The following is a 26,076-nucleotide window of genomic DNA, read 5'->3' on the forward strand; positions in this document are numbered from 1 at the left end:
TCATATCAGCGCCACAGCATACCATTCCGGGCGAGGCAAAGCAGCGGGCTATTGCGTGATTACCAGCGGCGCCATGAGATCGCGCAACTCGCCCTCGATGGCGACGGCCTTGTTGCTCTTCACATCGAGCAGCACGAAGGTCAGATCGGCACTAGCGACCAGCTTGTCATCCCGCTCGCGACGCACCTCCTGATGCATACGCGCGCTGCGCGTGCCGAGTTCGGCCAGCCCCGTGACCACCTTCAGGTCATCGCCGGCCAGCGCCGCACGCCGATAGTCGATGTTCAGATTGACGGCCACGAACGCCACGTCGCCGCGCCCGATGATGCCGGCCAGGTCGGTGCGCTCGTCGAAATAGGCCCAGCGCCCCTCTTCCAGGAACTCCAGATAGCGGGCATTGTTGACGTGGCCATAGCCATCCAGGTGATAGCCCCGAACACGCAAGCGGGTGGTGGAGAAACGCGAATCCATGGATGACACCTCCTGTCGGGAAAGGCCCGATTCTAGCCATGGCCTCGCCACATATTCAAACTCTCGTTTGAATCAGCAATCCCTCGAGCGCCGCTGGCACCGTCGCCTCCCTTTCGCCATAATGTGCGTCCTTTGCATGCAGGAAAGGCTCCATGTGGTTCAAGCACTTGCATCTCTATCGCCTGCACGGCGCCCCCGAACTCGACCCGACCGATCTGGAGTCGGCCCTGGAAGCGCAGGCCTTCCGCCCGCTGGGGGGCAGCGAAGCGCGCCGCCTCGGCTGGACCATGCCTGCCGGACGTGCCGGCACCCAGCGGCTCCACGAACTCCAGGGCCAGCGACTGCTGACGGCACTGCGCCAGGAACGCCTGCTGCCGGCCGCCGTGGTGCGCGAGGAACTCGAGGAGCGCGTCGATGCCCTCGAGACCGCCGAGGGCCGCAAGCTGCGTCGCCAGGAAAAGCTCACCCTCAAGGAGCAGATCTACGAGGAATTGCTGCCGCGCGCCTTCGTGCGCAGCCAAAAGGTCGATCTCTGGTGGGACACTCGCCGCAACCTGATCGCCGTCAACACCAGCAGCCGCAAGCGGGCCGAGGAAATTCTCGACCTGCTGCGCGAGACGCTGGGCTCGCTCAAGGTCACGCCGCTGGCCACCCAGACATTGCCGATGCGCGCCATGACCACCTGGCTCGGCGACCCGGCCTCGCGCCCCGCCGATCTGCAACTCGGCGACCAGGTGGAGCTCAAGGCCAAGGGCGATGACGGCGTGCTCCGGGCCCGTCAGGTGGACCTGGACAGCGACGAGATCCAGCAACTGCTGGAGAACGGCCGACAGGCCAGCAAGCTGGCACTGGCCATCGAGGGTCGCCTGAGCTTCGTGCTGCACGACGATCTGGCCGTGAAGAGCCTGAATTTCGACGACGCCTTGATCGACGAAGCCTCCCAGGCGGATGACGGCGACGACGCCGTGGTTCGTCTGGAGACCGACTTCCTGCTGATGACTCAGGCACTGGCCGAGAGCATCGAGCGACTGATCGTCTGGCTGGGTGGCGAATCCAGCCCGGCGGACGACGCCCCATCCGCATGACCGATACCGACCACGGCCGCATCCAATGAACAACACGCAAGCGACACTCTCCGACGACCCCTGGGCCGAGATTCGCCCCTATCAGGACGAGGAGGTGGCCGATGTCCTCGCGCGACTGGCCCGGGATCCGGAACTGCTGGACGCACTCACCCGCTTCCGGCTGCCGCGCCTGGCCCGGCTGATGCCACGCCTCTCCCGCACCATCGCCAGCTTCGCCATTCGCCGCGAGGTACGCGGCGTCAGCGACATCAGCGCCTTTCAGGATCGCATCGCCGAGTACATGCAGCGCATGATCCGCAACTCGACCACCGACTTCCGAGTCGATGGCCTCGATCAACTGGATCCCAATACCGCCTATCTGTTCATCGGCAACCATCGCGATATCTCGCTCGACCCGGCCTTCGTCAATTACGCCCTCTATCTCGCCGGGCGTAACACGGTGCGCATCGCCATTGGCGACAACCTGCTCCAGAAGCCGTACGTCAATGACCTGATGCGCCTCAACAAGAGCTTCATCGTGCCGCGCAGCGCGCGCGGCAAGCGCGCCATGCTGGCCGCCTACCAGAAGCTCTCCGCCTATATTCGCCACTCCATCACCGAGGACAACCACTCGATCTGGATGGCCCAGCGCGAGGGGCGCGCCAAGGACGGCATCGACCGTACCGACCCGGCCATCATCAAGATGCTGACCATGGCGCGGCGCGGCGCCGAACGCCAGGCGGGCACCGGCGATGCCATCGCCGAGCTGCGCCTGGTACCGGTGTCGATCAGCTACGAGTACGATCCCTGCGACATCCAGAAGGCGCGGGAACTGCATGCCATCAAGACCTGCGGCAACTACGAGAAGAGCGAGTTCGAAGACATCCGCTCCATCGTCGCCGGCATCACTGGCCAGAAGGGGCGCGTCCATCTGCGTTTCGGCACGCCGCTGAGTGCCGACTTCGACAGCCCCGAAGCTGTCGCCGAGGAGATCGACCGTCAGGTACTCGCGGGCTATCATCTGTTCCCCAGCCACTATCTGGCACTCGAGGCGCTGGGCGATGCGCCGCACCTGCTCGATCTGAGCGAGGTCACCGATGCCGATCGCGCCCGCTTCCAGAGTCGCCTGGCCGAAGTCCCCGAAGAACTGCGCGACTGGTGGCTGACCCAATACGCCAACCCGGTCCGCAACTGCGCCACCAGGGAGTGACCACCCCATGAGCACCGTCCAGCAGCGTTCGGCACAGGCGCGTGAAGCCCACAAGGTCACACTGGTCGGCGCCGCTGTCGACCTGGTGGTAGGACTGGCCAAGCTGATCGCCGGCTGGCTGGTCGGCTCGGCCGCCCTGATCGCCGACGGCATCCACTCCTTCTCGGATATCGTCACCGACATCTTCGTGATCGCGGCCACCCACTTCGGCCGCCAGGCACCGGACCACGATCACCCCTATGGCCATGGCCGCATCGAGACCCTGGCCACCCTCTGGCTCGGCGGCATGCTGATCTTCGTCGCCGGCGGCATCGCCTGGGCCAGCCTGACCCGCCTGCTGGCCGGCGATGTCGCCACGGCCCCGGGGCTATGGGCCATCGGTGTTGCGGTCATCGCACTGCTGGCCAAGGAATGGATATTTCGTTACACCCTGCGCATCGCCCAGCGCATCGATTCCCGCTTGCTCGAAGCCAATGCCTGGCATTCGCGCTCCGACGCGCTCTCGACACTGGTCGTGTTGATCGGCCTGCTGGCAGCACAGATCGGCATCGGCTGGATGGATGCCGCGGCGGCCATCGTGGTCGGCGTGATGGTCGGCCAGGTCGGCGGACGCCTGCTGTGGGAATCCGGCCAGGAACTGGTCGACACCGCCCTGCCCGAGCAGGACCAGGCCACCCTCTACGATGCCGCCATGGCCGTTCCCGGCGTCGAAGGGGTGCATGACCTGCGTACCCGGCGAATCGGCGGCGAGGTACTGCTCGACCTGCACATCGTGGTCTTCCCCAGGGTGACGGTCTCGGAGGCCCACGAGATCGGCAACGAAGTCAGCCGTCGGCTGCGTGACGTCTATCCCAACCTGTTCGACGTCACCTTCCACATCGATCCCCAGGACGATGCCGGCGAAACCGAACACAGCCTGCGACCCGGCCTGCCCCTGCGCGCCGACATCGAAGGCATCCTCAACGAGGCCTGGCACGGCCTGTCGGTCTGGCACGACCGAGTGGCACTGGACCTGCACTACATCGACGATCACGTCGATGTCTCGATCTATGTCCACTCCCTGCCCGAAGGCCAGGACCTCGACGATGCCGCCCAGAGCCTGCGCGAGGCCTCGCACTCACTGGCCTGGGTGGGCCGCCTGCGGGTCTGGCAGGGGCCGGGCAAGAGCTGACCACGGTACAGAGCCGTGCCGCCACATCAGAACATCCGGGAACGGCGAACAGCCTTGCCATCCCGGATGTCCCATGCCGAGAAACATCATGCTATCGTACCGGCAGCCAATGACCGTCGCGTACAAGGAGAACGCCATGTCCTCATCGGAGATTCAAAAGACCCGTGTCATCAATGAGCTACGCGGCTTCATCAAGAAACTGCTGCAGGATCCACGGATCATGGAGCAGTCCCTGGAGATCACCCGCCAGGAGCTCTCCGGCGACGACCAGAGCGACGCCATGGTGCGTATCGCCAACCGGATCTCGGACACCACCAGCGTGCACATTCCGGACGATCCCGCCGAACACTCCGAAGCGGACAAGCTGTTTCTGGAACTGCTCAAGGAAGTCGTGAACGAGGAACAGGCCCTGTATTAGGCAGATGCCAGCAACATGCCACGCTGCACCATAGCCGCCATCACTTGGCGGCTATGGTGCGGACCTATCCAGGGACCTTCACCCAGCGAAGGACCTGCGCTGCGGCGGCTCGGCTGGTAGAATGCTGCGACACTTCTCTTCCTGCATCGCCGCATGACCTACCTGATCAAGCTCTATCCCGAGATCACCATCAAGTCCCGTTCCGTTCGTCAGCAGATGACCCGCTGCCTGACGTCCAACATCCGCAATACGCTGAAACGCCATGACGAGGGCGTGCGCGTCCGTGGTCGCTGGGATGCCATTCAGGTACACCTCTCGCCCGATCTGGATCCCGCACGGGCACGGGACGCCGAAAGCGCGCTGACGCGGATCTCCGGCATCCACGAGATACTGGCCGCCGAGGAAATCCAGGTCGACGACCTGGCCAGCATCGCCGAGCATGTCGTGCCGCTCTGGAGTCCGGAGATCGCCGGCCGCCACTTTCGCGTCAAGGCCAAGCGGCGTGGCCAGCACGACTTCAGCTCGATGGATCTCGAGCGCTACCTGGGCGCGCGCCTGCTCGAGGCAGCGCCGGACGCCCAGGTGGACCTGACCGCCCCAAACGTCGTCGTGCCGGTCGAGATCACCCACAATCGCCTGCAGTTGATCCGTGCCAAGTGGCCAGGGCTCGGCGGCTTTCCCATGGGCATCCAGGGCCAGGTCCTGAGCCTGATTTCCGGCGGCTTCGACTCTCCGGTGGCGGCCTGGCGCATGATGCGCCGCGGCGTCAAATCGCACTTTGTCTTCTTCAATCTCGGCGGCCCCGCCCACGAGGCCGGCGTTCGCGAAGTGACGCATCATCTCTGGCAGCGTTACAGCGCCTCGCATAACGTTCACTTCATCTCGGTGCCTTTCGAAGGCGTGATCGGCGAGATTCTCAAGACCATTCCCGACGGCCTGATGGGTGTGGTGCTCAAGCGCATGATGGTCCGCGCCGCCAGCCGGATCGCCGAACGCGCCGGCATCCCCGCGCTGGTCACCGGCGACGCCATCGCTCAGGTCTCCAGCCAGACGCTATCCAACCTGGCGCTGATCGACGACGCCAGCCCGATGCCGATACTTCGCCCGCTGCTCACCGAAGACAAGCAGGCGATCATCGATCAGGCGCGACAGATCGATACCGCCCGTCACGCCGAAGTGATGCCGGAATACTGCGGCGTGATCTCCAAGCGCCCGCACGTCAAGGCTGACCCGGCCAAGGTCGCCGAGGCCGAGGCAGACTTCGATTTCGGCGTTCTCGATGCCGCCATCGAAGAAGCCGTCACCACGCGCAGTAACCGCCTGCTGGAGCGCCCGGCCCCGGTGTCCGACGACGCCCTGCTGGTCATCGACTCCCCGGAAGCGCTGGGTAGCGTCGAGGCCCCCTGCGTGATCGACATCCGCGCGCCGCACGAACGCGAGGACGCCCCGCTGGAACTCGACCGGATACCGCAACTGCAGATCCCGTTCTACGAGCTTCAGGAACGCGCCCCGGCGCTCGACACGGACCACCACTACCTGCTGTTCTGCGACCAGGGCGTGATGAGCCGCATGCAGGCCCTGCATCTCATGGACCGGGGATTGAGGCACTTCGGCATCTACCGCCACCCCTGAAACGTCTCGGGTGCAGCACCCCCGCAAGATGCTACAATCCCTGATTTCACGGACATTTCTCGTGGCGACTCCGGCTCCTGGAGACATCGAGTCGCCACGTCACGCTTCACGGGAAACCCAACGTCGCCATGTCGAATACCGCTCCGCGCAAGATTCTGGTCACCAGCGCCCTGCCCTACGCCAACGGCGCCATTCACCTGGGCCATCTCCTGGAATACATCCAGACCGACATCTGGGTGCGCTTCCAGAAGAGTCGTGGTCACGACTGCCACTATGTGTGCGCCGACGATGCCCATGGCACCGCCATCATGTTGCGCGCCGAGCAGGAAGGCATCACCTCCGAGGCACTGATCGACCGGGTCTCCCGCGAGCATCAGGCGGATTTCGCCCGTTTCGGCGTGGGCTTCGACAACTATCACTCGACCCACTCCGAGGAAAACCGCTATTTCAGCGAGTTGATCTACACCCGGCTGCGTGAAAAAGGGCATATCGCCACCCGCGATATCGAGCAGATGTACGATCCGGCAAAGGGACTCTTCCTCGCCGACCGCTTCATCAAGGGCACCTGCCCCAAGTGCCGGACCGAGGATCAGTACGGCGACAACTGCGAGGCCTGCGGCGCCACCTACACGCCGGCAGAGCTGATCGATCCCGTCTCGGCGATCTCCGGGGCCACGCCCGAAGTACGCAGCTCGACCCACTACTTCTTCAAGCTGCCCGACTTCGCCGACTTCATGCATGAGTGGATCAATGACGGCCACGTACAGCCCCAGATCCGCAACAAGCTGCTGGAGTGGTTCGAATCCGGCTTCAACGAATGGGACATCTCCCGGGATGCGCCCTACTTCGGCTTCGAGATTCCCGACGCGCCGGGCAAGTACTTCTATGTCTGGCTCGACGCGCCGATCGGCTACCTGGCGAGCTTCAAGAACCTCTGCGACCGCGAAGGCATCGACTTCGACGCCTACTGGAACAGCGATTCCGAGGCCGAGGTCTACCACTTCATCGGCAAGGACATCGTCTACTTCCACGCCCTGTTCTGGCCGGCCATGCTGCACGGTGCCGGAATGCGCACGCCCACCGCGGTGAACTGCCATGGTTTCGTGACCGTCAACGGCGCCAAGATGTCCAAGTCGCGCGGCACCTTCATCAAGGCCGCCACCTACGCCGAACACCTGAACCCGGAGTACCTGCGCTACTACTTCGCCGCCAAGCTCACCGCCGGCGTCGACGACCTGGACCTCAACCTCGAGGACTTCGCCCAGCGCGTCAATTCGGACCTGGTCGGCAAGGTCGTCAACATCGCCAGCCGCTGTGCCGGCTTCATCAAGAAACTCGGCGGCGGCAAGCTCTCCGCCCATTGTGCCGAGCCCCAGCGCCTGGCGCGCTTCATCGCCGCCGGCGACGAGATCGCCGAGCACTACGAGGCCCGGGAATTCGGCCGCGCCATGCGCCGTATCATGGAGCTCGCCGACGAGGCCAACACCTACATCGCCGAGGCTGAGCCCTGGGTGCTGGCCAAGCAGGAAGGACGCGAGCAGGAAGTGCTGGACATCTGCTCGGTGGGCATCAACCTGTTCCGACAGTTGATGGTCTACCTGGCACCCGTGGTGCCGAGCATGGCCGAGGACGCCCGGCAATTCATGAAACTCGAGACCCTGGACTGGGACAGCCGCCAGGATCTGCTGCTGGATCACGAGATCGCCAAGTTCAAGCCCCTGATGACGCGTGTCGAGACCGACCGCATCGACGCCATGATCGAGGCGTCGAAGGAGGATCTGGTGGAAGAACAGAAACTCAAGGAAACCCCCAAGGGCCCGCTGGCCGACGAGCCCATCGCCCCGCAGATCGCCTTCGACGACTTCGCCAAGGTCGACCTCCGCATCGCGCGGATCGCCAAGGCCGAGTACGTCGAGGGTGCCGACAAGCTGCTGCGCCTGACCCTGGATATCGGCGGCGAGACCCGCAACGTCTTCGCCGGCATCCGCTCCGCCTACGCACCCGAGGCGCTGGAAGGCCGGCTGACCGTGATGGTCGCCAACCTGGCGCCCCGCAAGATGCGTTTCGGTGTGTCCGAGGGCATGGTGCTGGCCGCCGGCGACGACGACGGCATCTACCTGCTCGAGCCCCACTCCGGCGCGCAACCCGGCCAGCGGGTGAGGTAAGCGAACACGGTGACCGACCAGCCGACCCTGATCGAGGCCATCGACGCCACACTGCCGCAGACTCAATGCGGCAAGTGTGGCCATGATGGCTGTCGTCCCTACGCCGAAGCCATCGCCGAAGGCGAGCCGATCAACCGCTGCCCGCCCGGCGGCGACGAGACCGTCGTGCGCCTCGCCGAGTTGACCGGCCGCTCGACTCTGCCTCTCGAACAGCCCGCCCAGTCGCCGCTGGTCGCCCGGATTCGCGAGGACGAATGCATCGGCTGCACCAAGTGCATCCAGGCCTGTCCGGTGGACGCCATCCTGGGCGCCGCCAAACAGATGCACACGGTGATCGAGAGCGAATGCACCGGCTGCGAACTCTGCGTGGCGCCCTGCCCGGTCGACTGCATCGACCTGCTGCCGCATCCCGAATGGCAGGCGGCCAGCGACGAACGAGCGCAGCGCGACTACCTGGCCAAGCGCGCCACGCTGGGCCGGCAACGCCACGACGCCCGCAATCGGCGACTCGCTCGCCAGGCCGAGGAAAAGCGACGCCGCCGCGCCGAACGCCAGGCACAACGCGCCGCCCCCGCCAATAAACCGGCCGAGGCGGCGACGACATCTTCGGCCAGCCTGCGTACCACCCGGGTCAGCCTGCTCGCCAGCCTCAAGCGCGTCGATCGGCAACGCCAGGATGCCAGTCTCGCCGATGCCGATCGCCGTGATCTGGAACGCCGCGCCGAAGAACTGCGCTCACGCCTTGCCGATATCGACCGTCAGTTGGCAGAAGGCACGGAACACACGGCGCGGCCCGCGTCGTCCGATCGCCAGCGGCGCTTCGCGGTCAACGCCGCCGAACAGGCCCGGCGCCGCGCCCGCCAGCAACTGGCCCACGCCCAGCGGCAGGGAGACGACAAGACCATCGAGGCCGCCCGTGACCAGCTCGCACGCGCCGAACGCATGCTCGAACAGGCCCGCGAGGCCCTGGCCCCTCCTTCTCACTGATCACCCCGGAACCGATCTGTCATGAACGCTCAGAAACGCCACGAGATCTTCGTCAGATTGCGCGAGCACAACCCCGAGCCGACCACCGAGCTCAACTGGGACACGCCTTTCGAGCTGCTCACCGCCGTGCTGCTGTCCGCCCAGGCCACCGATGTGGGCGTCAACAAGGCCACCGCACGGCTGTTTCCGGTCGCCAACACGCCCGCCGACATCCTCGAGCTGGGCCTGGATGGCCTGAAAGAGCACATCAAGACCATCGGCCTCTACAACACCAAGGCCGAGAACCTGATGAAGACCTGCCGCATCCTGGAAGACAAGCACGGCGGCGAAGTGCCCCGCTCGCGCGCCGCCCTCGAGGCCCTGCCCGGCGTGGGTCGCAAGACCGCCAACGTGATTCTCAACACCGCCTTCGGCGAACCCACCATTGCCGTGGATACCCACATCTTCCGGGTTTCCAACCGCACCGGCCTGGCCAAGGGCAAGAACGTCAACGAAGTGGAGCAGAAATTACTGCGTTACGTGCCCAAGGATTTCCGCAAGGACGCGCACCACTGGCTGATTCTGCATGGCCGCTATACCTGCGTGGCACGCAAGCCGCGCTGCGGGAGCTGCGTGATCGAGGACCTGTGCGAGTACCCGGACAAGGTCGACATCTAGGCAAGCGCATCAATACCCGCGCGAGCAGGGCCAACTACTCGCGCGTCGACGGACAGGGCGCACCGCAGGGAGCACAGGCACTGGCGTCCCGCTGCATCAACGTGGTCTTGGCACGCCCATCGCCCATGTTGAAGGCGAAGGTGGGACTGTTCAGGTGATCGACGAGGATCAGCACCAGAATGGCCAACAGGATCCCGACGATACGGTGACGCTTATAGGCATCCGACATGGTCGTCTCTCCTCGCGATCAATTGGCCAGACGGAACCAGGGCCGCAGGCGGATGCCCACCAACGAACCGGCGAAAGCACAGGCAAACCACACCCAGGCGTGTACGCTGGCCGAGGCCAGCCCGGAGAACAGCGCACCGATATTGCAACCGAAGCCCAGGCGAGCGCCATAGCCGAGCAGCAGACCTCCCACCACCGCAGCGAGGAAGGGGCGCCCCTGTGGCTTCTGTCGGCTGGCCTCGTTGAAGCGGCTCGCCATCCCGGCCGCCAGCATCGCTCCCAGCAGCAGGCCGAAATTCATGACCGACGGAATATTGACGAGCACCGAGTCGGACAGCGCCTGGGCAGGATAGGCCCAGCTCCAGAACTCGAACTGGCCCATGTCGACACCGACCGCCTGCAGCGCCTTGGCGCCCCACAGGTTGAAAGCAAAGGTAATCCCCCAGGGCGAGCCGCCGATGACCAGCGTCAGGGCATTGCCGACGGCCAGCACCAGGATGGCCCAGAGAAAGGGCCAGCGCCCCGTGAACAGGGCGCGCCACGCCCGTCCCTCGGTCGGGAGAAGGCGTAGCTCGCCGTGCTCGATTTCACCATGGGCGCGGCGTTCGATGCGGTTGACCCAGAGCGCCACCGCGCCCAGCCCCAGCCATTGAATGGCGATGGCGCCGGTCACGCCGACACTGTCGATAAGGCTGATCGGGTCCACCGCCGGCAGGTCGAGCCACCAGGGCAGATGAAGAGAGCCGACCACCGCCCCGATGATGAAGAACAGCAACGTGACCAGCATCCGCAGATTGCCGGCCCCCACCGTGAACAGGGTCCCCGAGCCGCAGCCACCACCGAGCTGCATGCCGATGCCGAACAAGAAGGAGCCGACGACCAGCGAGGTGCCCACCGGGGCCACGGCACCGACCATGCCTTCGCGACCACTCCCCAGAAGAGGCACCATGATCAGGGCTGTCAGGGCGAACAGCAGTAGCTGAGCCCGCATGCCTGCCCCACGCTTCTTGGTCACCAGGTTGCGCCAGCCCGCCGTGAAACCGAAGGCGCCATGGTAGAGCGCCACTCCCAGCAACCCGCCGATGGCGAACAACGCCAGCAGAAAAGGCGCGGTCTCCAGGTAGATCAGGCCTCCCAGGACCACCATGCCGATCAGCGCCAGGCCCACCACGAAACGATCCACGCCCGCCTCACGCACCGGCGGCGCAGCACTTGCCACTTGACTCATGCGCTTCTCACCTTGATGAACTCCATTGCGATGACACAGGCGAAAGGGATTGAAGGACTTCTGGCCATCGCTCAGCTACCCAGCCCGAAGAACTCGAGCACCTTGCCGAGGCCACGCTTGGCAACGGCCAGGGGACGCTCCTCGTCCTGCGTCCACTCGGCCATCGAGCCATCGTAGAGGGATACATCGTCGAACCCGGCGATCTCACTCAGCACGAACCAGTCCGTCGCCGCCCAGTGCCCGGTATTGCAAAAGGATACCGTGGGCCTGTCGCCCTGAAGCCCGGCCTCACGAATGCGCGACTGGATCACGTCCTGACCCAGGTACCAGGCCTGCTGGTTTTCCCCCAGCAGGGTCTGGTGCGGCAAATTGCGCGAACCGGGAATGGTGCCCGGCGCCGTAGCGGCCGGTGACTGGTTTTCACCGCGGAAGTAATCGGCCGGCCGGGCATCCACCAATTGGGAGCCCCGTTCACGCGCCGACGTCACTTCATCGGCCGTGGCCAGCAAGTCCTCGCGCAGTTGCCCCTGGAAGTCCGCGAATTCCGGACGCTCTGAGGTGCCGCTCGCCACCTCGTGTCCTTGCGCCTTCCAGCCGGCGAAGCCGCCATCGAGAATGGCCACCTCATCATGGCTCAGCACCTTGAACGTCCAGTAGACACGCGCCGCGCTGCCGAAATCCGTCGGTCCGGTACCTGCCGGCACGATGACGACGGTATCGTCGTTGCCGATGCCCAGGCCGCCAATCAGCCGTTCCAGGCTGGAGATCGGCGGCAGGAGGCCGGACACGCCATCCCGGGTCTCCCGCCAGCCATCATCGGTATAACTGCTGTAGAGACTGCCGGGAATATGAGCCGCCTCGAAGCTGCCGCGATCGCCACCCTCATCGATACCGGACCGTACGTCCAGCACCACCAGGTTATCGTCGCCGAGCCGCTGAGCCAGCCAGTCGGCCGTCACCAGAGGCGGAACATCGGCCGCCAGGGCCGGTGACATGCCGAGCATCAGCAATGCCGTCGTCAACATGGACCGCCACATAATACTTGACTCCACTACTGGGGTTTAGGAGCGTCCATTATCCGACTCATGATCTCGACTTCAATATGTTTCAAGAGAATAAATTGTCAGACTCTCGGAAGGCATCGGCATAAGGAAAAGGTGGGATACTTCGCCGAGATCACAACCCCTCGGCTTCCAGATGGTCGGCCAGGGTCTCGAGTATCGGCAGTCCCTGCACATCCGAGGGCAGCCAGGGTAGGTGCGGCCGCGGCAGGTGGGAGAATTCCTCGTCGATGCGCGCCAGGTAGCTCGCCTCCTGACGGCGCCGGGCGGCCAGAAATTCGCCATCGGCGTCCGCCGGCAACACCCGATTGACCAGCGCCGCCGCCACCGGAATGCCCGCCTGCTCGAGCGAACTCACCGCACGAGCGGTCTCGAGAATCGGCAAGCGTTCCGGGGTCAGCACGAACAGGAAGGCATTGGCCTCGGCATCCTCGATCTGCCGTCGCGCCCGATGAAAAAGACGACGACGCGCCAGCAGCGTCTCGGCGATGTCCCGGGTGCGCGTATCCAGGCTGTCGCGCTTGCCTTCGGCGCCCTCGTCGAATGGCGAATCCAGGTCTCTGCCGGAGCCGGGCGTCAGGTGATCGAGCACCTTGCCCAACTGCTCGGACTTGCGATTGTGGGCCAGCAGGCCATCGGTCCAGGCCGCCATGGCCTCAGGCAGGCTCAGCAGACGCAGGGTGTGTCCGGTGGGTGCGGTATCGAAGATGATCAGGTCGTAGGGAGCTTCATCGTCGGTCATCAACCGTGAAAGACGCTCCAGCAAGGCCGCTTCCTGGGTGCCCGGCGATTGCCGCGACAGCCGCATCTGGCGCTCCAGTTCGTCCATCATGCCCGGCGCGGCATACCGGCGCATCTGCGCGGTCACCCGGGAGAGATGGGCCTCGACCTCGACATCCGGGTCGATCTCCATGGCGTCCAGACCCGGTCGAACACGGCGCGGCGTATCGCCCAGCGCGATATCGAAGACATCACCCAGGCTGTGAGCGGGATCCGTCGATGCCACCAGAACGCGACGACCACGACGCGCCGCCAGCACGCCAAGCGCGGCGGCGACCGACGTCTTGCCGACGCCGCCCTTGCCGCCCACCCACAGCAGGCGACGTTCGAGCAGTTCCCTCATCGACTCTTCAGGCATGATCGGCTCTCAGCAACAGCGGAAATCGTCCAGCGGCGAGCGCTCCATACCCATCCGCTGGTGCCAGTCGTGGAAGCGCTCCATCAGCAATGGCTGCAGCTCCAGGGTGTAGTAGCCAACCGGATTCGGCATGCCCATCAATTCCGAGAAGACCAGCAGCATGAACAGGTCGTCTTCATCGCGACGTGCCCGGGCGATGGCGCCCCGATATGGCGCCGAATAGGCTTCCTCGGCGAAGTGACGGGCCCGCCCCAGCCAGCGCCGCCAGCGCTGGGCCAAGGCATCATCCCGAGCATCGCGCATCGTCTCCTCCCGCCTTATTTGGCTGCCTGGGCTTCGCCGCGCAGACGCTTGAGTGCCGCGGCGCATTCCATGGCCACCAGCACCGAGGCAATCAGCACCACGATATCCAGCCCCAGCAGGAAATAGTTGCCTGCCTCGTAGAAGCTTCTCAACTGGGCCAGCAGCGCCAGCACCGTCACGATGACCAAAAAGACCAGAGGCACCAGGGTATAGCCGACGGGGCGCCCCTTGCGCACCAGCATCACCGAGACGACCAGCAGCGTAAGCCCCGCCAGCAGCTGGTTGGTGGTGCCGAACAGCGGCCAGATGATCAGCCCGCCCGAACCATCGGCGCCGGCCCCGAAGGCCAGGATCAGGCAGGAGCCCACCGCCAGCAGCGTCGCGACCGCCGGTTTCTTCATCCAGGCCAGGTCATAGATCTCGCCCCACTCCTGGAAGATATAGCGCTGCAGCCGCAGGCCGGTGTCCATGGTGGTACCGGCGAACAGCGCCGCCATCACCGTCAGCAGCGTGGCCGCCGTGGCTTCCGGAATGCCGATGCCATTGTGGATGATGAAGGCGCCACCCTCGACGAAGGCATTCACGCCGCCCTGGCCGAAGGCATCGTACATCGCCTGCCAGTCACCGAGGCTGGCGAAACCGGCGGTCGCCGCCAGGATCGCGCCCAGCGCCAGCATGCCCTCGCCCACGGCACCGAAGTAGCCGACGAAGCGCACATCCTTCTCGCTGTTGAGCTGCTTGGAGGTGGTGCCCGAGGCGACCAGGCCATGGAACCCCGAAATGGCGCCGCAGGCGATGGTCACGAACAACAGCGGGAACAGCGAGGGCGTCCCGGCCGGCACATTGCTGTTGATGCCGGGTGCGACGATCTCGGGGTTGAGCACCGCAATGGCGCCGTAAAGGATGATCAGGCCGATGAACAACTGCAGGCCATTGATGTAGTCGCGAGGCTGCAAAAGCATCCAGACCGGCAGCAGCGAAGCGATGGCGGCATAGCCGAACAGGATCAGAATCCATATCGCATTGCCCGGCATGAACCCAACCTCGGCAGGCATCTGCACGGGCACCGACGGCCCGATGCCGATCAGCGCATAGAGCGCCAGCACACCCAGCAGCGAGACCAGGCCAAGCCCGATGATGCGCCGGTAGATCAACTGGCCGATGATCAGCGCCACGACAATGGCCCCCCACACGGGTACCACGGCCGAGGGAAAGTCCATCATCAAGCCGGCGATCACCACCGCGAAGACCGCGTTGACCATCAGCAGCAGCAGAAAGATGACGATCATGAAGATGCTTCGCGCCCGCGCGCCGACCACCTCACCGGTGAGCGCCCCCACGGAACGCGCCCGATTGCGCACACTGGCCCAGACCGCACCGGCATCGTGAATCCCGGCGAAGAAGATGGTCCCCAGTACGACCCAGAGAAAGGCCGGCAGCCAGCCCCAGATCACCGCGATGGCCGGCCCCACGATGGGCGCCGCCCCGGCGACCGAGGTGAAATGGTGTCCCCAGAGCACATAGCGATTGGTGGGGACAAAATCGACGCCGTCCTCGAACTCGTGGGCAGGCGTCTGGAAATCAGCGGTCAGGCGGAAGACCTTCTCGGCGATGAACTTCGAGTAGACGAGATACCCGAGTCCCATCGCGCCAAGGCCCACGACCAGAAGCAGCACGGCACTCATGCGCTGTTGTCTCCTTGGAGCAGGGGGCGAGGATGTGAAGAGGACTTAATTAGCAAGCTTTGCATTATGCGACGAATTGGCGCGCAAATCCATTGCGCCGACTCCCCGGAATGGAGCCAACGCACGGATTTTCGCGGCATATTAGACCAAAGTTGCAGAAATTGATGATACCGCTCACACCACCGAGAACTCGCCTCCCCGCTCCATGGCCCGACGATACGCCTCGCGCTCCCGGCAGCGCGACAGGAAATCCGCCAGGTTCGGTGAACTGGCGAGACCGCCCCGGCTCTCCAGCGCCAGGATCGGAAAGCTCATCTGGATATCGGCCGCCGAGAAGTCCTCACCCGCGAACCAGGGCGACTCGGCCAGGGCGCCGTCCCAGAAGCTCGCCAGCTCGCGCAGCCGTGGCCCCAGGAAACGTTGCTCGACGCCCTTGGCGAATTGCCGCCCCAGCGGGCGCATCAGGGCCGGTACCGGCGGCTTGCCCAGTCGCGAGAAGACCAGGCGCATCACCAGCGGAGGCATCGCCGAGCCCTCGGCGTGATGCAGCCAGAAACGATAACGCTCGCGTTCGTCACTGCCCGCAGGCGGCGCCAGTTGCCCCGCCTCGTCGTAACGCTCCAGCAGGTACTCGAGGATGGCCCCCGACTCGGCCACCGCCCGGCCATCACGCCCCTCATCGGTGATCACCGGCGCCTTGCCCAATGGATGCACCGACTTGAGCGATTCCGGGGCCAGCATAGTCACGGGGTCGCGTCGATAGGTCACGAGCTCGTAGTCGATGCCGAGCTCCTCGAGGCACCAGATCACCCGCTGCGAACGCGAATTTTCCAGATGATGAACATGAATCATGCAATTTCTCCCTGTCGAATGACAGCCGCCAGTCTAGGCGTTGTCGGCAATGTCGACGAGCACCGGGCTTGGCCCAAGGTCGTCTTTGCCGCCCATGACAAGGCCACTAGACTGGCCGGAAAAGGCCCCGCCAATCACAACGAACGCAAGAGGGAACGCGCATGGCCCGTGTGCTGGTGGTCGACGATGAGCCCAACATAGTGTTGTCGCTGGAATTTCTGATGGAACAGGCCGGCTTCGAGGTTACCACCGCCGAGGACGGCGAGACCGCACTGCGTCTCATCGACGAAGGCGCTCCCGACCTGGTGCTGCTCGACATCAGCCTGCCCGGCATCGGAGGCTTCGAGGTACTCGAACGTCTGCGCAGCGATCCCGCTCACCGGCATCTTTCGATCATCATGCTCACCGCCCACGGCCGTGAAGTGGAACGCGAAAAGGGGCTGGCACTGGGCGCTGACGACTATATCACCAAGCCCTTCTCGACCCGGACTCTGGTCGAAAAGGTCCGAGCCCTGCTCGATGGGGGCACCTGATGTCCTGGCGCGCGTCAGGACTCCCCCGCCGCCAGCGCCTGGTGGGCCTATGGCTGCTGTTGAGCGGCATCGGCCTGCTCGGCGGCGCACTGTTCGCCGCCTGGCTGGACAACCTCTACCAGCCCCAGGGCCTGGCCCGGCTGATCCTGTGGCTCGGCTGCTTCTCGGGTGGCATCACCCTGTTCGCCGCCGGCCTGGTCCTCGAGCGCTGGCTGTTCACCCCCTTGCGCCACCTGCAAGGCCAACTGGCCCGACTGGCCGCCAATCCCGATGTCCCGGATGTCTCGCCACCGGAAGGCTGGCTGCGGGGCCTGGGCCCCGACCTGGAGCGTGTTCACGCCGCCTGGCGAGATGACCGGCAACGGCTGGCACATGCCCACGCCGATGGCGCACGAGAAGCGACGCGGGTTCGCCAGCGGCTCGAGGTCCTGCTGCAGACCCTGGATACGCCGCTGCTGCTCTGCGATCGCCATCACCGCCTGCTGCTCTACAACCAGGCTGCCGAGCGACTCTTCGCCGCCCATCCCGGCCTGGGACTGGGCAAGGAACTCGGCAACCTGCTGCCGGCGAAGGGGCTGGTCGATGTCATGGCCTGCCTGCCCGACGACGGCAGCGGTCGCGAGGTGCTGATTCCCCACGATGACCACTGGCTGCACGTCGGACTGCGTCGGGTCTCCGGCGATGAGACGCTGCTGACGTTGAGCGACGCCACCCTGACCTGGGCCCGCGAAGTCGGCCCGCAGGCCGAACTCGACAACCTTCTGCCGGCATTGCGCCGCCATGGCGCCGGCCTGATCAGCTCCGCCGACGCCCTGGCCCATCTCCGCGGCGACGATTCGCCTGAGCTGCGCCGGCGCCTGGAAGCCGTCATCGACGAAGAAGGCGATGCCCTGGGCTCCAGCCTGGAACGGCTGGGGACAACGCATGATGCCTTGCGACGCCAGGGCGAGCGTCTGGTGCCGCTCTGGTCCAACGATCTCTGGGCGGCGCTCGGCGAGCGACTGGCCACGCCGAGCGTCACGCCCGTGGGCATGCCCGCCTGGCTCAAGGGCGACGCCCCGGTACTGCTCGAAGTCCTCGCCAGCCTGCTCGAGACGCTCGCCGAGCATACCGGCCTAGACGCCTTCGACGGCGAGCTGTGCCTCGGCAACCGCCGGGTCTATCTGGATCTCTGCTGGCACGGCGAAGCGCTTGCCCAGCGTCACCTCGACACCTGGCGGCATCGCCGCCTCGAGCGCCTTCCCCACTCGCCCAGCGCCGAGGACGTGCTGCGCCAGCACGCCAGCGATGTCTGGAGCCTCAGTGACGGCGACTGGGCCAGGCTGCGCCTGCCCTTGCCGGCCTTGTCCCGCACTGCCGCCCCGCGTCCCGAGAACCCGCCACGCCCGGAATTTCATGACTTCGATATCGCCAAGCTGCCGGCTCCGGACACCGACCTTGCCAGCCGTGCCCTGCACGACCTGGAAATCGTCGCCTTCGACACCGAGACCACCGGCCTGGCCCTGCGTGAGGGAGACCGACTGATCAGCCTGGGCGCCTGCCGTATCGTCAATGGGCGCCTCCTGGCCGACGAAACCTTCGAGCAGCACGTCAATCCGCAACGACCGATTCCCTCGGCCAGCACCGCCATCCACGGCCTTGGCGATCAGGATGTCGAAAACGCGCCGACGGCCGAACAGGTCCTGCCGCGTTTTCGCGACTATGTCGGCAGCGCCGTGCTGCTGGCCCACAACGCCGCCTTTGACATGCTGGCCATCCGGCCCGGCCCCGGGACCGATGCCTTCGACATGCCGGTGCTCGATACGCTCTTGCTGTCACGCGCCCTCGACCCGGGCCTGGAGGGTCACGACCTCGACAGCCTGGCAAAGCGTTACGGCCTGCGCTTTCCTCCCGGTACCCGTCACACGGCGCTGGGCGATGCCAGGGTCACCGCCCGACTGTGGCTGGCCCTGCGGCGGCGACTCGAGGCCAGGGGTATCGAGCGCCTGTCGGATGCCCTGGTCTTCCAGGCCGGCGCCCTCGACCGGGAGGATGCCTGCGCCCCATGAATGCCCCGCACCGCAAGGAGCGCCTCGTCGCCCTGATCGCCCTGGCCACGGCACTGTTCACGCCGCCGCTGCTGCTGATCGCCGACCGGCTCGACGGTGGCCTGCCGCTCTACCTGTTCCTGGCCTGGGGTGTCGTCATCGCCCTGATGGCCTGGCTGATGGAAGACCGTCGCGGGGAGTGAAGGCCCATGAGAGACGATGTCGTGGTCCTGGCGATCGCCTTCGGTTACCTGGCGCTGCTCTTCGTCATCGCTGCCTGGGGGGATCGCCGCGCCGAGCAGGGACGCTCGGTGATCGGTTCCCCTACCGTCTATGCCCTGTCCATTGCCGTCTACTGCACCGCCTGGACCTTTTATGGCAGTGTCGGCCGCGCCGCCGAGGCCGGACCGGGTTTCCTGCTGATCTACCTGGGGCCGACCCTGGCGATGCTCATGGCGCCGCTGGTGATCCGCAAGATGGTGCGCATCGCCGCCACTCACCGCATCACCTCCATCGCCGACTTCATCAGCGCCCGCTATGGCAAGAGTGCCGGACTCGGCGCTCTGGTCGCCGTGATCGCCCTGATCGGCACCACGCCCTATATCGCCCTGCAGCTCAAGGCCATCACCCTGAGCCACGCCGTGCTGGTCGACTACGCGCCCGAAAGCCCCATGGCCACCGCCGAAGCGAGCTTCTGGGCCGACCGCTCCTTCTGGGTGGCGCTGGTGCTGGCCGTGTTCATCATTCTCTTCGGCACCCGCCACCTGGACGCCAGCGAGCGCCATGAGGGCATGGTGGCCGCCATCGCCTTCGAATCGCTGGTCAAGCTCGCCGCCTTCCTGGCGGTGGGCATCTTCACCGTTTTCGTGCTCTATCAGGGGCCCGGCGATCTTTTCCGGCAGGTCGCCGCCACCCCGGCACTCACCGATGCCCTGAGTCTTGAGTCGGTTCCCGGTGGCGCCCTTGGCTGGGTCGGCATGCTGGTACTGGCCTTCCTGGCCTTTCTCGGCCTGCCCCGCCAGTTCCAGGTGCTGGTGGTGGAAAATGTCGACGAGCGGCACATCCAGCGCGCCGCCTGGCTGTTCCCGCTCTACCTGCTGGTCATCAACCTCTTCGTGATTCCCATCGCCATGGCCGGGCTGCTCGGGGGCACCGGCGAGGACCCGGACAGCTTCGTGCTGACCCTGCCCATGGCGGCAGGCGTCGATGGCCTGCCGGTACTGGTCTTCATCGGTGGCCTATCGGCCGCCACCGGCATGATGATCGTCGAGACCATCGCCCTGTCGACCATGGTCAGCAACCAGCTGGTGATGCCCCTGCTGCTGCGTTCGCGTCATCTGCACCGAGGCCAGTCGGGCTCCCTGGCCAGCCGCATCTTGGGCATCCGGCGCATCGCCATCCTCGGCATCCTGCTGCTGGGCTATAGCTATCACGCCCTGATCGGCGACGCCTACAGCCTGGTCACCATCGGCCTGGTGTCCTTCGCCGCTGTCGCCCAGTTCACTCCCGCCCTGCTGATCGGGCTCTACTGGCGCAGCGCCAACCGGCTCGGCGCAGGACTGGGCATGACCACCGGCATTCTCATCTGGGCCTGGACCCTGTTGATCCCCGGCTTCGCCCAATCGGGCTGGCTGAACGCCGACCTGCTCACCCAAGGCCCCTTCGGCATCGACTGGCTGCGTCCCTACGCACTGTTCGGCCTGGAAGGCTGGGATATCTACACTCACTCGCTGTTCTGGAGTCTCAGCGCCAACATCGGCCTGCTGGTCGGCGCGTCGCTGTTCAGCCGAGCCTCACCGCTGGAACAGACCCAGGCGGCACTGTTCACCGAAGCCCTGCATCCTCGCCTCGACCAGAGCTCGCTATGGCGCGGCCATACCCTGCGGGGCGAATTGCGTGCCCTGCTCGATCGTTACCTCGGCACCGCCGCCACCCAGCGCGTCTTCGCCGACCACTCCCCCGACGACGCCGACGATCAGTCGGCCTCCACGGCCCTGGTCGCCCGGGCAGAACAGGCCCTGGCCGGCGCCCTGGGCAACGCCTCGGCCCGGGTGCTGATCGATTCGGTGGTTCGCGGCGAGGCACTGGATCTGGACTCGATCCTGCGCATCCTCGACACCACCTCAGAGACGCTGGAAATGAACCGGCGCCTCGAACAGAAATCCCGTGAACTGGCGCGTATCGGACAGGAGCTGCGCGAGGCCAATGACCGACTGCGCGAACTCGATCGCCTCAAGGACGAGTTCGTGGCCATGGTCAGCCATGAGCTGCGCACGCCCCTGACCTCGATCCGCGCCTTCGCCGAGATTCTGCGCGACAACCGCGAACTGCCCGAACAGCGACGCGAACACTTCCTGGATGTGGTGGTGAGAGAGAGCCAGCGACTCTCGCGCTTGATCGAGGAAATCCTCGATCTGGCACGCCTGGAAAGCGGTCGCCTGACGCTGGAACCACAGCGTCTCGACCTGGTGCCCCTGACCCATCAGGCCCTGGAAGCCATACATCGCCTTCAGGAGGAACGCGGCATCGCCCTGGAAACCGCCTTCGAGGTCGATACCGCCGAAGTGATCGGCGACCCGGACCGCTTGGAGCAGGTCATCATCAATCTGATCGACAATGCCGGCAAGTTCGCCGATGCCGAGACTCCCCGGATCTCGCTGCACCTGACACGCCACAAGCACGGTTTCCGTCTCGCCGTGGCCGACAACGGCCCGGGCATCGACGAAGCGGAGCGTGAACGGGTCTTCGAGAAATTCCACCAGCTTCCCCACGCCGACGTCGGCACCATGCGAAGCCGACCGCGCGGCAGCGGACTCGGCCTGCCCATCAGCCGGGGCATCGTCGCCCATCTCGGCGGCCGGCTATGGATCGAGGATGCCGCCGAACTCGGCGGCGCCTGCCTGGTGATGGAACTGCCCGAGGCACCGAGCGAGGACCGGAATAAGAACGAGACGGAGGCGTGACCGGCCCCGCTTGATTTCGCCAGCGACCGGCAGAACGACGAACGGCGCCGCTGTGGGCGCCGTTCGCATCATGGCGAGAAGCGAAGAAGAGGTGGCAGCAGGCTAGCGCGCATCCTCGAACAGGGCATCACCCAGCTCGTCGATCAAGCGTTCCGCCTTGCTGACCATCAGCGCATCGCAGGCTTCCCGGCCGGGGACCACGTCGGAGCGCTCGAAGCGATGCTCCAGTGGTTCGCCGCCCTCCGGGTCAGGCTTGCGAATCCAGCCGCTGACGCGGAACTGACCGCCCATGTCCTCGGCCTGGGGAACGATCACGTAGCCCTGATATTCCACCGGCTCGCCCTCGACGGACTTCGAGCCGGAGCGGGACTCGCCCGCCCCCTGGCCGAACAGGCCGGATAACAGTTTCTTCAACATTGAAGCCTCCCGGGACGATGGCGCCGATCAAACTGACACCAACTCTTCCAGATGTCAGGGAACAACTGATTGATGTTGCGAGCGCAGCAATAAATCAGCGTTTCCTTAGTCCTGCTGGCGCCCCTTGCCCGCTGCAATCCGCAAGCGCAGAGCGTTGAGCTTGATGAAACCTTCGGCATCCTTCTGGTCATAGGCACCGGCATCGTCCTCGAAGGTCGCGATGGACTCATCGAACAGCGAGGCGTCGGAACGACGACCGGCCACAGTGGCATTGCCCTTGTAGAGCTTCATGCGCACCACCCCGGACACGTGCTTCTGGGTCTCGTCGATGGCGGCCTGCAGGGCGCGACGCTCCGGGCTCCACCAGTAGCCGTTGTAGATCACCTTGGCGTACTTGGGCATCAGCTCATCCTTGAGGTGCGCTTCCTCGCGGTCGAGGGTGAGCGACTCGATGGCGCGATGCGCCTTGAGCATGATGGTGCCACCCGGAGTCTCGTAGCAGCCGCGCGACTTCATGCCGACATAACGGTTCTCGACGATATCGAGACGGCCGATGCCGTTGTCGCCGCCCAGTTGATTGAGCTTGGAGAGCACATCGTGCGGGCGCATCGGCACGCCGTCGATGGCCACGATGTCGCCACGCTCGTAGGTCAGCTCCACATAGGTCGGCTCGTCCGGCGCGGCCTCGGGAGAAACGCTCCAGCGCCACATGTCTTCCTCGGCCTCGACCCAGGGATCCTCGAGGTTGCCGCCCTCATAGGAAATGTGCAGCAGGTTGGCATCCATCGAGTACGGCGACTTCTTCTTCTGGCTGGAGAAGTCCACCGGGATGTCGTGCTGCTGGCAGTAGGCCATCAGTTTCTCGCGGGAATTGAGATCCCACTCTCGCCACGGCGCGATCACCTTGACGCCGGGCTTGAGCGCATAGGCCCCGAGCTCGAAGCGCACCTGGTCATTGCCCTTGCCGGTGGCGCCGTGGGAAATGGCATCGGCGCCGGTCTGGTTGGCGATCTCGACCAGTCGCTTGGTGATCAGCGGACGGGCGATGGAAGTCCCCAGCAGATATTCGCCTTCATAGATGGTGTTGGCGCGGAACATCGGGTAGACATAGTCACGCACGAATTCCTCGCGCAGATCCTCGATGTAGATTTCCTTGACGCCCAGCGCCTCGGCCTTGGCACGCGCCGGTTCGACTTCCTCGCCCTGGCCGATGTCGGCAGTGAAGGTCACCACCTCGCAGTCGTAGGTCTCCTGCAACCACTTGACGATGACGGATGTGTCCAGGCCGCCGGAATAGGCGAGCACGACCTTCTTGACATCGGACATGCTGGGGGCTCCTCTAGGTGAACGGTACATATCGTGAAAGCTCGATTATAGCGCGCCACACCACCTGCGAATACCGGCGACGGGACGACGCGCCACCGAAATGCTAGACTCTCGCGTTTCGGGACTTTCGTCCCCGGCTTTTCTCGTGCCCAGGACAAGGAGAGGTGCATGACCGAGGCGGTCACCCGCGAACTCATGGCGCAGCGCTTTCGCAGCTTCCTGCCCGTGGTGGTGGACCTGGAAACCGGCGGTTTCAACGCGAAGGGCGACGCGATCCTGGAGATCGCTGCCGTCACCCTGACGATGGACCCCGAGGGCAACCTGATGCCCGACGCCACCTACGCCTACCATGTCACCCCTTTCGAGGGCGCCAATGTCGAGCAATCGGCACTGGATTTCACCGGCATCCGCCTCGACGACCCCCTGCGCCGGCAGGTGGCGGTCAGCGAGGCCGAGGCGCTGGGCGAAATCTTCCGGCCGGTGCGCAAGGCCATCAAGGCCCATGGCTGTACCCGTGCCATCCTGGTCGGGCACAATGCCGCCTTCGATCACGGCTTCCTCAACGCCGCCGTGGAGCGTTGCGCCATCAAGCGCAACCCCTTCCACCCCTTTTCCAGCTTCGACACGGCCTCACTGGCCGGCCTGATATACGGCCAGACCGTGCTCGCCCGCGCCTGCCGCGCCGCCGGCATCGAGTTCGACAACGGCGCCGCCCACTCGGCCCGCTACGACACCGAGCGTACCGCCGAACTCTTCTGCGCCATGATCAACCGCTACAAGGATCTCGGCGGCTGGCGACTGGCGCAACGCGAGCAAGGGGTCGAGGAGCCGTAAGCTTCAAGCTGTAAGCCGCGAGCATCGAGTCACGAGATGCGAAGAACAACCCCGAAGCTCAGTATGCCGAACCTCGCGCCTAAAACGTCAAACCCTCCGCGGCATCGCCACGGAGGGTTTTCTTAAAGCTTGGCGCTTACGGCTTACAGCTTCGGACGAAGTCCGATCAGCCTTCAGGCTGCTCGTCGTCCTGATGCTTGGCGGCGGTTTCCTTGATCAAGGTCTCGAGCTCGCCGTTCTCATACATCTCGACGACGATGTCGCAGCCGCCGACCAGCTCGCCTTCCACCCACAGTTGCGGGAAGGTCGGCCAGTTGGCCACCTTGGGCAGCTCGGCGCGGATGTCCGGGTTGTCCAGCACGTTGACGAAGGCGAAGCGCTCGCCGCAGGCCATCAGGGCCTGAACGGTCTGGGCGGAGAAACCGCATTGTGGCAACTGGGGCGTGCCCTTCATGTAGATCAGGATCGGGTTTTCGCTGATCTGCCGCTGGATGTTCTCGACAGTGGTGCTCATTTGCTTTCCCTCTGGATCACGGTGTTGACCAATGGCGCCAGGGCAATACCCGAGCACGCCGGTCGGCCTTATGATGAAGCCATTCTACTGATGCAAGGCGCATTGCGCATCCCCCGAGGGCTGGCTAGGATGGTCGTTTTTTCCCGCGGAGCGATGCCATGGCCACTCGCCATTTCCTGACCCTGCTCGATCTGAGTCCGGAGGAATCTCGTTACCTGGTCCAGCGTGCCATCTCGATCAAGAACGGCCTGAAGACTCATGGTCCGACCTACACGCCGTTCGCCAATCGAACCCTGGCGATGATCTTCGAGAAGTCCTCGACCCGCACCCGGGTCTCCTTCGAGACGGCCATGGCCCAGTTCGGCGGCCACGCGCTCTTCCTGTCCCCGCGCGATACCCAGCTCGGGCGCGGCGAACCCATCGGCGACACCGCCAGGGTACTCGCCGAAATGGTCGACATCGTGATGATTCGTACCTTTTCCCACCAGGGACTCGAGGAATACGCCGCGGCCAGTGACGTCCCGGTGATCAATGCCCTCACCGACGACTACCATCCCTGCCAGTTGCTCGCCGATGTCATGACCTGGACCGAGCTGCGCGGCAGTGTCCGGGGCCGTACCGCCGTGTGGATCGGCGATGGCAACAACATGTGCCATTCCTGGATCAACGCGGCACGACAGTTCGACTTCCAGCTGCGCATCTGCTGCCCGGAAGGCTACGAACCGCACCAGGACATCCTCGACGCCGCCGGCGACCGCGTGACCATCCATCGCGATCCGATGTCTGCCGTGGAAGGCGCCGACCTGGTGACGACCGACGTCTGGGCCTCCATGGGCCAGGAAGAGGAACAGGCCAAGCGCGAGGCCGATTTCGCCGGCTTCCAGGTCAGCGAGGCGATGCTGGACCGCGCCGCCAGCGACGTGCTCTTCCTGCACTGCCTGCCCGCCCACCGCGGCGAGGAAATCAGCGAAACCCTGCTCGACGACCCGCGTGCCGTGGTATGGCAGGAAGCCGGCAACCGCCTGCATGCCCAGAAGGCGTTGATCGAGTTCCTGCTGCTGGGGCGTGTCGAGTCCTGAGCACCTGCCTGGCAATGACGACCAGATAACTCTCCCTCTCCTCCATCGCCCCGGCTTCAGACCGGGGCGATGCGTTTCTTCCCGCAAGCTATCGACATTTCGACGTGTGGCAT

Annotated in this window: 25 protein-coding genes; 14 read left to right on the plus strand and 11 right to left on the minus strand. The window is 65.1% G+C overall.

What is annotated here, in order from left to right; genetic code table 11:
- Positions 1 to 48: 48 nt before the first annotated feature.
- Positions 49 to 471 (minus strand): acyl-CoA thioesterase, encoded by a 423-nt coding sequence (locus HELO_RS09495; protein WP_013332478.1) that lies wholly within the window; start codon positions 469 to 471, stop codon positions 49 to 51.
- A gap of 152 nt (positions 472 to 623) precedes the next feature.
- Here HELO_RS09495 and HELO_RS09500 point away from each other — a divergent pair, with 152 nt between their 5' ends.
- The 8 genes from HELO_RS09500 to nth all read left to right on the plus strand — a co-directional run bounded on the left by HELO_RS09500 (position 624) and on the right by nth (position 9,775).
- Positions 624 to 1,556 (plus strand): recombination-associated protein RdgC, encoded by a 933-nt coding sequence (locus HELO_RS09500; RefSeq protein WP_013332479.1) that lies wholly within the window; start codon positions 624 to 626, stop codon positions 1,554 to 1,556.
- Between the two features lie 25 nt (positions 1,557 to 1,581).
- On the plus strand, positions 1,582 to 2,745 hold the full coding sequence (locus HELO_RS09505) for a 1-acyl-sn-glycerol-3-phosphate acyltransferase (RefSeq protein WP_013332480.1): 1,164 nt from the start codon (positions 1,582 to 1,584) through the stop codon (positions 2,743 to 2,745).
- A gap of 7 nt (positions 2,746 to 2,752) precedes the next feature.
- On the plus strand, positions 2,753 to 3,916 hold the full coding sequence (locus HELO_RS09510) for a cation diffusion facilitator family transporter (protein WP_013332481.1): 1,164 nt from the start codon (positions 2,753 to 2,755) through the stop codon (positions 3,914 to 3,916).
- A gap of 136 nt (positions 3,917 to 4,052) precedes the next feature.
- On the plus strand, positions 4,053 to 4,334 hold the full coding sequence (locus HELO_RS09515) for a hypothetical protein (RefSeq protein ID WP_041602052.1): 282 nt from the start codon (positions 4,053 to 4,055) through the stop codon (positions 4,332 to 4,334).
- 153 nt (positions 4,335 to 4,487) lie between these two features.
- Positions 4,488 to 5,966 carry a tRNA uracil 4-sulfurtransferase ThiI gene (thiI, locus tag HELO_RS09520; protein ID WP_013332483.1) on the plus strand — a complete coding sequence of 493 codons (1,479 nt, stop codon included), beginning with the start codon at positions 4,488 to 4,490 and terminating at the stop codon, positions 5,964 to 5,966.
- A 128-nt stretch (positions 5,967 to 6,094) separates the two neighbouring features.
- Positions 6,095 to 8,131, plus strand: a complete 2,037-nt coding sequence (gene metG / locus HELO_RS09525) for a methionine--tRNA ligase (protein ID WP_013332484.1) — start codon at positions 6,095 to 6,097, stop codon at positions 8,129 to 8,131.
- Positions 8,132 to 8,140: 9 nt separating this feature from the next.
- Positions 8,141 to 9,118 carry an RnfABCDGE type electron transport complex subunit B gene (locus HELO_RS09530; RefSeq protein WP_013332485.1) on the plus strand — a complete coding sequence of 326 codons (978 nt, stop codon included), beginning with the start codon at positions 8,141 to 8,143 and terminating at the stop codon, positions 9,116 to 9,118.
- Positions 9,119 to 9,139: 21 nt separating this feature from the next.
- Entirely contained in the window at positions 9,140 to 9,775 is a 636-nt protein-coding gene (gene nth, locus HELO_RS09535) for an endonuclease III (protein WP_013332486.1), read from the plus strand.
- Positions 9,776 to 9,809: 34 nt separating this feature from the next.
- Here the strand turns inward: nth and HELO_RS09540 are convergent, their stop codons facing one another.
- The 7 genes from HELO_RS09540 to HELO_RS09570 form a co-directional block, all read right to left on the minus strand.
- Positions 9,810 to 10,004, minus strand: a complete 195-nt coding sequence (locus HELO_RS09540; protein WP_013332487.1) for a hypothetical protein — start codon at positions 10,002 to 10,004, stop codon at positions 9,810 to 9,812.
- 18 nt (positions 10,005 to 10,022) lie between these two features.
- On the minus strand, positions 10,023 to 11,231 hold the full coding sequence (locus HELO_RS09545) for a YeeE/YedE family protein (protein WP_013332488.1): 1,209 nt from the start codon (positions 11,229 to 11,231) through the stop codon (positions 10,023 to 10,025).
- Positions 11,232 to 11,302: 71 nt separating this feature from the next.
- Positions 11,303 to 12,256 (minus strand): sulfurtransferase, encoded by a 954-nt coding sequence (locus tag HELO_RS09550; RefSeq protein ID WP_198410730.1) that lies wholly within the window; start codon positions 12,254 to 12,256, stop codon positions 11,303 to 11,305.
- Positions 12,257 to 12,407: 151 nt separating this feature from the next.
- Positions 12,408 to 13,415 carry an ArsA family ATPase gene (locus HELO_RS09555; protein ID WP_041602053.1) on the minus strand — a complete coding sequence of 336 codons (1,008 nt, stop codon included), beginning with the start codon at positions 13,413 to 13,415 and terminating at the stop codon, positions 12,408 to 12,410.
- Positions 13,416 to 13,439: 24 nt separating this feature from the next.
- Positions 13,440 to 13,733 (minus strand): cory-CC-star protein, encoded by a 294-nt coding sequence (locus HELO_RS09560; RefSeq protein WP_013332491.1) that lies wholly within the window; start codon positions 13,731 to 13,733, stop codon positions 13,440 to 13,442.
- 14 nt (positions 13,734 to 13,747) lie between these two features.
- Positions 13,748 to 15,418, minus strand: a complete 1,671-nt coding sequence (locus tag HELO_RS09565; protein ID WP_109637431.1) for a carbon starvation CstA family protein — start codon at positions 15,416 to 15,418, stop codon at positions 13,748 to 13,750.
- A 174-nt stretch (positions 15,419 to 15,592) separates the two neighbouring features.
- Entirely contained in the window at positions 15,593 to 16,270 is a 678-nt protein-coding gene (locus tag HELO_RS09570; protein ID WP_013332494.1) for a glutathione S-transferase family protein, read from the minus strand.
- A 161-nt stretch (positions 16,271 to 16,431) separates the two neighbouring features.
- Between HELO_RS09570 and HELO_RS09575 the strand changes: the two genes are divergently transcribed.
- The 4 genes from HELO_RS09575 to HELO_RS09590 are packed head-to-tail and all read left to right on the plus strand — an operon-like array spanning position 16,432 to position 21,793.
- Positions 16,432 to 16,803 (plus strand): response regulator transcription factor, encoded by a 372-nt coding sequence (locus HELO_RS09575; protein WP_013332495.1) that lies wholly within the window; start codon positions 16,432 to 16,434, stop codon positions 16,801 to 16,803.
- Entirely contained in the window at positions 16,803 to 18,851 is a 2,049-nt protein-coding gene (locus HELO_RS09580; protein ID WP_013332496.1) for an exonuclease domain-containing protein, read from the plus strand. The genes HELO_RS09575 and HELO_RS09580 overlap by 1 nt, the downstream gene beginning before the upstream one ends.
- Positions 18,848 to 19,033 (plus strand): hypothetical protein, encoded by a 186-nt coding sequence (locus HELO_RS09585; protein ID WP_041602054.1) that lies wholly within the window; start codon positions 18,848 to 18,850, stop codon positions 19,031 to 19,033. The genes HELO_RS09580 and HELO_RS09585 overlap by 4 nt, the downstream gene beginning before the upstream one ends.
- A 6-nt stretch (positions 19,034 to 19,039) precedes the next feature.
- Positions 19,040 to 21,793, plus strand: coding sequence for a sensor histidine kinase (locus tag HELO_RS09590; protein WP_013332497.1), 2,754 nt, complete (start codon positions 19,040 to 19,042; stop codon positions 21,791 to 21,793).
- Between the two features lie 102 nt (positions 21,794 to 21,895).
- On the opposite strand, the gene HELO_RS09595 is transcribed toward HELO_RS09590, so the two are convergent.
- Entirely contained in the window at positions 21,896 to 22,210 is a 315-nt protein-coding gene (locus HELO_RS09595; protein ID WP_013332498.1) for an HlyU family transcriptional regulator, read from the minus strand.
- 105 nt (positions 22,211 to 22,315) lie between these two features.
- On the minus strand, positions 22,316 to 23,536 hold the full coding sequence (locus tag HELO_RS09600; protein ID WP_013332499.1) for an argininosuccinate synthase: 1,221 nt from the start codon (positions 23,534 to 23,536) through the stop codon (positions 22,316 to 22,318).
- 168 nt (positions 23,537 to 23,704) lie between these two features.
- Here HELO_RS09600 and rnt point away from each other — a divergent pair, with 168 nt between their 5' ends.
- Positions 23,705 to 24,370 carry a ribonuclease T gene (gene rnt / locus HELO_RS09605; RefSeq protein ID WP_013332500.1) on the plus strand — a complete coding sequence of 222 codons (666 nt, stop codon included), beginning with the start codon at positions 23,705 to 23,707 and terminating at the stop codon, positions 24,368 to 24,370.
- Positions 24,371 to 24,536: 166 nt separating this feature from the next.
- On the opposite strand, the gene HELO_RS09610 is transcribed toward rnt, so the two are convergent.
- Positions 24,537 to 24,884, minus strand: coding sequence for a Grx4 family monothiol glutaredoxin (locus tag HELO_RS09610; RefSeq protein WP_013332501.1), 348 nt, complete (start codon positions 24,882 to 24,884; stop codon positions 24,537 to 24,539).
- A gap of 158 nt (positions 24,885 to 25,042) precedes the next feature.
- Between HELO_RS09610 and argF the strand changes: the two genes are divergently transcribed.
- Positions 25,043 to 25,963, plus strand: coding sequence for an ornithine carbamoyltransferase (gene argF, locus HELO_RS09615; protein WP_013332502.1), 921 nt, complete (start codon positions 25,043 to 25,045; stop codon positions 25,961 to 25,963).
- Positions 25,964 to 26,076 lie beyond the last annotated feature (113 nt).

Source organism: Halomonas elongata DSM 2581 (genome assembly GCF_000196875.2).
GTDB classification, from domain to species: Bacteria; Pseudomonadota; Gammaproteobacteria; order Pseudomonadales; family Halomonadaceae; genus Halomonas; species Halomonas elongata.